4 protein-coding genes are annotated in these 5,186 nt (G+C 63.6%); 1 reads left to right on the top strand and 3 read right to left on the bottom strand.

Going from position 1 to position 5,186, the window contains the following annotated elements; all coding sequences use genetic code 11:
• Positions 1-175 precede the first annotated feature (175 nt).
• The 3 genes from M6D32_RS22670 to M6D32_RS22660 form a co-directional block, all read right to left on the bottom strand.
• The gene (locus tag M6D32_RS22670; protein WP_298260457.1) at positions 176-1,327 is read right to left on the bottom strand and encodes a DegT/DnrJ/EryC1/StrS family aminotransferase; all 1,152 of its coding nucleotides are present in this window, start codon (positions 1,325-1,327) and stop codon (positions 176-178) included.
• Positions 1,328-1,366: 39 nt separating this feature from the next.
• Entirely contained in the window at positions 1,367-2,383 is a 1,017-nt protein-coding gene (locus M6D32_RS22665; RefSeq protein ID WP_298260455.1) for a Gfo/Idh/MocA family oxidoreductase, read from the bottom strand.
• Between the two features lie 225 nt (positions 2,384-2,608).
• Positions 2,609-4,021 (bottom strand): mannose-1-phosphate guanylyltransferase/mannose-6-phosphate isomerase, encoded by a 1,413-nt coding sequence (locus M6D32_RS22660; protein WP_298260453.1) that lies wholly within the window; start codon positions 4,019-4,021, stop codon positions 2,609-2,611.
• A gap of 300 nt (positions 4,022-4,321) precedes the next feature.
• Between M6D32_RS22660 and M6D32_RS22655 the strand changes: the two genes are divergently transcribed.
• Positions 4,322-5,186 (top strand): lysylphosphatidylglycerol synthase transmembrane domain-containing protein (locus M6D32_RS22655; protein WP_298260451.1); only part of this gene is annotated, 865 nt, incomplete at its 3' end.

The following is a 5,186-nucleotide window of genomic DNA, read 5'->3' as shown; positions in this document are numbered from 1 at the left end:
CTGGATCATTGCCCGTCTTGGAGGTTGGACCGGCTATGCTTCCGAGCGTCCGCCGGGTCCGATCACCATGCGAAGAGGTTGGCAGCGCTTCGAACAAATGGTTCAAGGATGGAGCCTCAGAAATGTGTGCACGCCTTAGCCACAAAGGGGGAGGGAAAAGAAAGCGCGTCGAAACTCAGGCGTTAAAAAACCCCCGGACCGCCTGGATCACCCGATCCTGGCCCGCTTCGTCCAGATAGGCGTGCATCGGCAGGCTGATCACGTCGGCCGACAGACGCTCGGAGACCGGCAACCCGCCATCGGCGACCGGATAGTCCTTGTAGGCGGTCTGCTGGTGTATCGATTTCGGATAGTAGATCGCGGTCGGAATGCCCTGCGCCTTGAGCGCGGCGGCGAAGGCATCGCGGTCGGTGCCTTCAGGCAGGCGGATCGTGTACTGCGCCCAGACCGAGGTATGGTCCTTGGCCAATCGCGGAACGGTGACGACGTTGCCGAGGCCCTGCGCGTAGCGTTCGGCGATTTTGTTGCGCGCGGCGATCTCGTCGTCGAAGATTTTCAGCTTCTCGATCAGCACCGCGGCCTGGATCGTATCGAGGCGTCCAGTCAGGCCGAGCCGGACATTGTCGTATTTGTCGGAGCCCTGGCCGTGGACGCGGACGCTGCGCAGCACCTCGGCAAAGGCCGGATCGTCGGTGAAAATCGCGCCGCCGTCACCATAGCAGCCGAGCGGTTTTGCGGGAAAGAAGCTGGTCGCGGTGATGATGCCCATGCCGCCGAGCCGGCGGCCCTTGTAGCTCGCGCCAAAACCCTGCGCCGCGTCGTCCAGCACGAACATCCCTTCGGCGACGGCTATGGCAAAGACCTCATCATGGTCCGCGCTCTGACCGAACAGATCGACCGGAATCACCGCGCGAGGCTTGAGTCCCAATCGCTTGGCGGTGGCAATGCCGCGCTTGAGCGAGGCGGCATCGATATTGAAGGTCGCTTCATCGACGTCGACGAAGACCGGCGTCGCGCCGGCAAGTGCGACGGCCTCGCCGGTCGCGCAAAACGTAAAGGATGGACACAGCACCGCATCGCCAGAGCCGACGCCCTTGGCCATCAGCACCATGACCAGGGCATCGGTGCCGCTGGCGCAGGTCACGACATGCCTGGCCCCACAATACGCGGCAAGCGCGGCTTCCAGCGCGGTGACTTCCGGGCCGTTGATGAACTGGCAATGCGCCAGCACGCGCGCGACCGCATCCTCCACCGCAGGACCAAGCCGCCGGCGCTGCGCGGCGATATCGATGAAGGGAATATTCTCGGGGCGCAGGTGCTGGTTCATGGAGCCTTGTAACGGTTGGGGAGACATCGAGGGCGACCGTTAGCCGCCGACGAGGCGCGGTCCCTTGCGAGGCAGCGAGCTCGCCGCGGGCTTGGGCGGATTTTCCAGGCAGCGAATTGCGATTTCGAGGCTGGCGACACCCTCATCGCCGCTCACCGCCGGCAGGCCGCCGCTGCGCACCGCGCGCAGGAACGCAATCAATTCGGCGCGCAACGGCTCGTCATGGCCGACCGGCAGATGCCGCATCGAGTAGCTGCCGTCCGGCTTGAAGCCGAAGCATTCCGTCACCTGGCGGGTGAGCAGGTCGCCCATCACATATTTGCCGCGGGTCGCAACGGTGACGTTGCGCGCCTTGAACGGCGTCAGCCAGTTGGTGTTGATATGGGCGAGCACGCCGGAGGCGGTTCTAAATTGCAACAGCGCGATGTCCTCGCGCTCGGCGACCGCGCTCGAAAGCTGCGGCTGCACCTCGATAATGTCCGACTCGGTGAACCAGCGGATCAGGTCGATGTCGTGCACGGCGAGATCGATCACCACGCCGACATTGGACATGCGCGGCGGGAACGGGCCGACGCGCGTGATGCCAATCGAAAGGATGTCTTCGCCCGAGATCGCCTGCTTGATGGCGGCGACCGCCGGATTGAAGCGTTCGACATGGCCGACCATCAAGGTGACGCCGGCGCTGCGCGCGGCGGCGACGATCTCGTTGCCCTCCTCGACCGAGGAAGCGATCGGCTTTTCGACCAGGATGTGAATGTTGCGCGCGATGCAGGCGAGCGCGATTTCGTGATGCAGATGCGTGGGGGCTGCGATTGTCACCGCATCGACGCCCTCGGCCAACAGTTCATCGAGGCTGGCAAAGGCACGGCAGCCGACCAGTTCGATGGCGCGCGCGCGATGCTCGCTCAGGGGATCGACGATACCGACAAGTGTCGTGCCGGGCAGGCCTGCGAGCACGCGGGCGTGGTTGGAACCCATGATGCCCGCGCCGATCACGCCGACGCGAAGCGCCTTCTGTTCGGTGCCCTCGCCCGAAGCGACCGCTTTTGAAACCATGAATTCCGACCCCCGTACCCCAAACCCGGTCCGACCCCGAAAAGCCTGTTTGCGCGGACCGGCCACGGCATAGCCCAAAGAGTGTAGCGCAAATCGTCCCTTACCTGCGCCGCGAACTCTCTAGCACGTCACCATAAGTGTGGCGAATGGCTGGCGACGATGTGCAAACACGTTTTGATTCAAAGAATTACATCAGTCGCCGGCTCGGACCGGTCGCTGCCGCACTCAGGAGCGGCGATAATCGTCCTCGATCCGGATGATGTCGTCCTCGCCGAGATAGCTGCCGGTCTGAACTTCGATCAGGTGAAGCGATATCTTGCCCGGATTCTCGAGCCGGTGAACGGCGCCGATCGGGATATAGATCGATTCGTTCTCATGCACGGTCTTGACCGTCTCATTCACGGTCACGCGCGCCGCACCTTGTACCACAATCCAGTGCTCCGAACGGTGATGGTGCTTCTGCAAGGAGAGCCGCCCGCCGGGCTTGACGATGATGCGCTTGACCTGGTGACGGTCGCCCATGTCGACCGACTGGTAGGAACCCCAGGGACGGTGCACCTTGAGGTGCTCTTCCGTCACCTGCGGAGCCACCGTTTTCAATTTCGTGACGAGCCGCTTCAGCCCGTTGGCATCCTTCTGGCGCGACACGAGGATGGCATCCTGCGTCGCCACCACGACGAGGTCGTCGACGCCTTCGAGCGCAACCAGCGCCCCGTCGGTCGAGACGTTGCAATTGCGGGCATCCTCGAACACGGCGGCGCCCTGCGCAGCGTTACCCTCGCTGTCCTTCTCCGACAATTCCCACACCGCGCGCCAGGAGCCGACGTCCGACCAGCCGCAGGCGACCGGCACGACAGCGGTGCGCGCTGTTTTTTCCATCACGGCGTAGTCGATCGAGATCGCCTTCGCCGAGCCGAACGCGGCCTCATCCAGCGTGACGAAGCCAAGGTCGCGTCCCGCTTTGGTGACCGCATCGGAAACCGCCTGCACGCTCGCCGCATCGACGCTGCGATACTCATCGAGCAGCACGCCGGCGCGGAACATGAAGTTGCCGCTGTTCCAGAGATAACCGGCCTTGACGTAGTCGGCGGCCTTCGCCGCATCCGGCTTCTCGACGAATTGCTTGACGGCGCGAACCTTGCCCGATACCGCCTCGCCCGGATTGATGTAGCCATATTCGGTGGCGGCGCGCTCCGGCGTCACGCCGAAGGTCACGATGCGGCCTGCATCGGCCGCAACAAGCCCCTCGCGGCAGGCGACGACAAAGGCCGCGTTGTCGCCCACGACGTGATCGGCGGCGAGCGCCAGCACCACGGCGTCGCTGGCGCGCGTTTCGGCAAAGGCCGCGCCGGCCGCGATCGCCGGCCCGGAATCCCGCCGCATCGGCTCGAGCAGGATATCGGCCTCGCGCCCGATCTCGGCAAGCTGCTCGGCGACCATGAAACGATAGGCATTATTGGTGATGACGATCGGGCGATCGAACAGCGCCGGGTCCGATACCCTCAGGATTGTTTCCTGAAATGTCGAACGCGTCCCGAACAACGGCAGGAATTGCTTCGGGCGAACCTCGCGCGAGGCCGGCCATAGCCGTGTGCCGGCGCCGCCGCACATGATCAGCGGAACAATCTTTTTGTCCATCAGCGCCTCTTTAGTTGGCAGCGGCCTGGGGTTGGAATCGCGCGACTTCTCTATCCGGAAATAACGGGAAAATCTGCAAAGTTCCGGCGGTAACCTTTGCGATGGTCGGCGACCGCAGCCCGCCTCTTTAGCCGCCCCTTTGCCGGACCTGCAATAGCCAGTGGGGCGCATTTGACCGGAGAAAACCCGCCTATTGCCAGATCGGTCCCAAAACCATACCAAGGCGCGGAAGTCTGGCGCGCGCCGATACTTTGGGTTCGCGGCCTCCGAAGGTCCCAAAACCTTGTGAATGCAGGCGAAATGCGCCGGTTTCTGCTTTCTGCGATCAAGATTCTGGTCTCGGCCGCGCTGCTTTACCTCGCGCTCCGCAAGGCCAATTTCGCCGATCTTGCCTCCCGCATTGATCTGGTCAGCGCGGCCTGGCTCGCGCTCGCCCTTGCGCTGACCTTTTTCCAGATCTTCATCGGCGTGCTGCGCTGGCGCATCGTCAGTGCCGAATGCGGCGCTCCGCTGCCGCTCCGCGACGCCATGCGCTACAACGTGATCGCGGCCTTCTTCAATCAAACGCTGCCCTCCTCGATCGGCGGCGATGCCGTGCGGCTGTGGCTGGTGGCGCGCTCTGGCGCCGGCTGGAGAGCGGCGACCTATTCCATCTTCGTCGACCGCGCTGTCGGACTGGTTGCGCTTGCGATCGTTATCGTCGCCAGCCTTCCGTGGAGCTACTACCTGATCGGCGATGCCTACGGCCGCTCCGCGCTGGCGCTGGTCGATTTCGCAGCGCTGGCAGGAGGCGCGGGATTTCTCGTGCTCGGCCTGCTGCCCTGGCCATGGCTGAAGAAGTGGTGGGCGACCCATCATATTCACGCCTGCGCGGTGATCGCCGACCGGGTCATCTTCAGCAAAAAGAATGCGCCAGCGATCGCGGTGCTTTCATTTCTGGTGCACTTTCTCGCGGTGGTGATCGCCTGGTGCGTCGTCAAATCGATCGCCGCGCCCGTCGGATTTGAGCAGACGTTTCTTTTGATCCCGCCGGTCATGCTGATCACCATGCTGCCGATCTCGATTGCAGGCTGGTGCGTCCGCGAGGCCACGATGGGACTCGCCATCGGATATGCCGGGCTGATGACGAATGAGGGTATCAACATTTCGCTGCTCTATGGCGCGG

Origin of the sequence: Bradyrhizobium sp., from assembly GCF_027307225.1 — a bacterium.
In the GTDB taxonomy this organism is placed as follows: Bacteria; Pseudomonadota; Alphaproteobacteria; order Rhizobiales; family Xanthobacteraceae; genus Bradyrhizobium.
The sequence above is the reverse complement of the archived record's forward strand: the minus strand, read 5'-3'. Positions and strand labels throughout refer to the sequence as shown.

Bases quoted from the DNA above. Each gene is read 5' to 3' on its own strand.
- M6D32_RS22665 (WP_298260455.1), bottom strand. From the start codon at position 2,383: ATGGTTTCAAAAGCGGTCGCTTCGGGCGAGGGCACCGAACAGAAGGCG.
- M6D32_RS22660 (WP_298260453.1), bottom strand. From the start codon at position 4,021: ATGGACAAAAAGATTGTTCCGCTGATCATGTGCGGCGGCGCCGGCACA.
- M6D32_RS22670 (WP_298260457.1), bottom strand. From the start codon at position 1,327: ATGAACCAGCACCTGCGCCCCGAGAATATTCCCTTCATCGATATCGCC.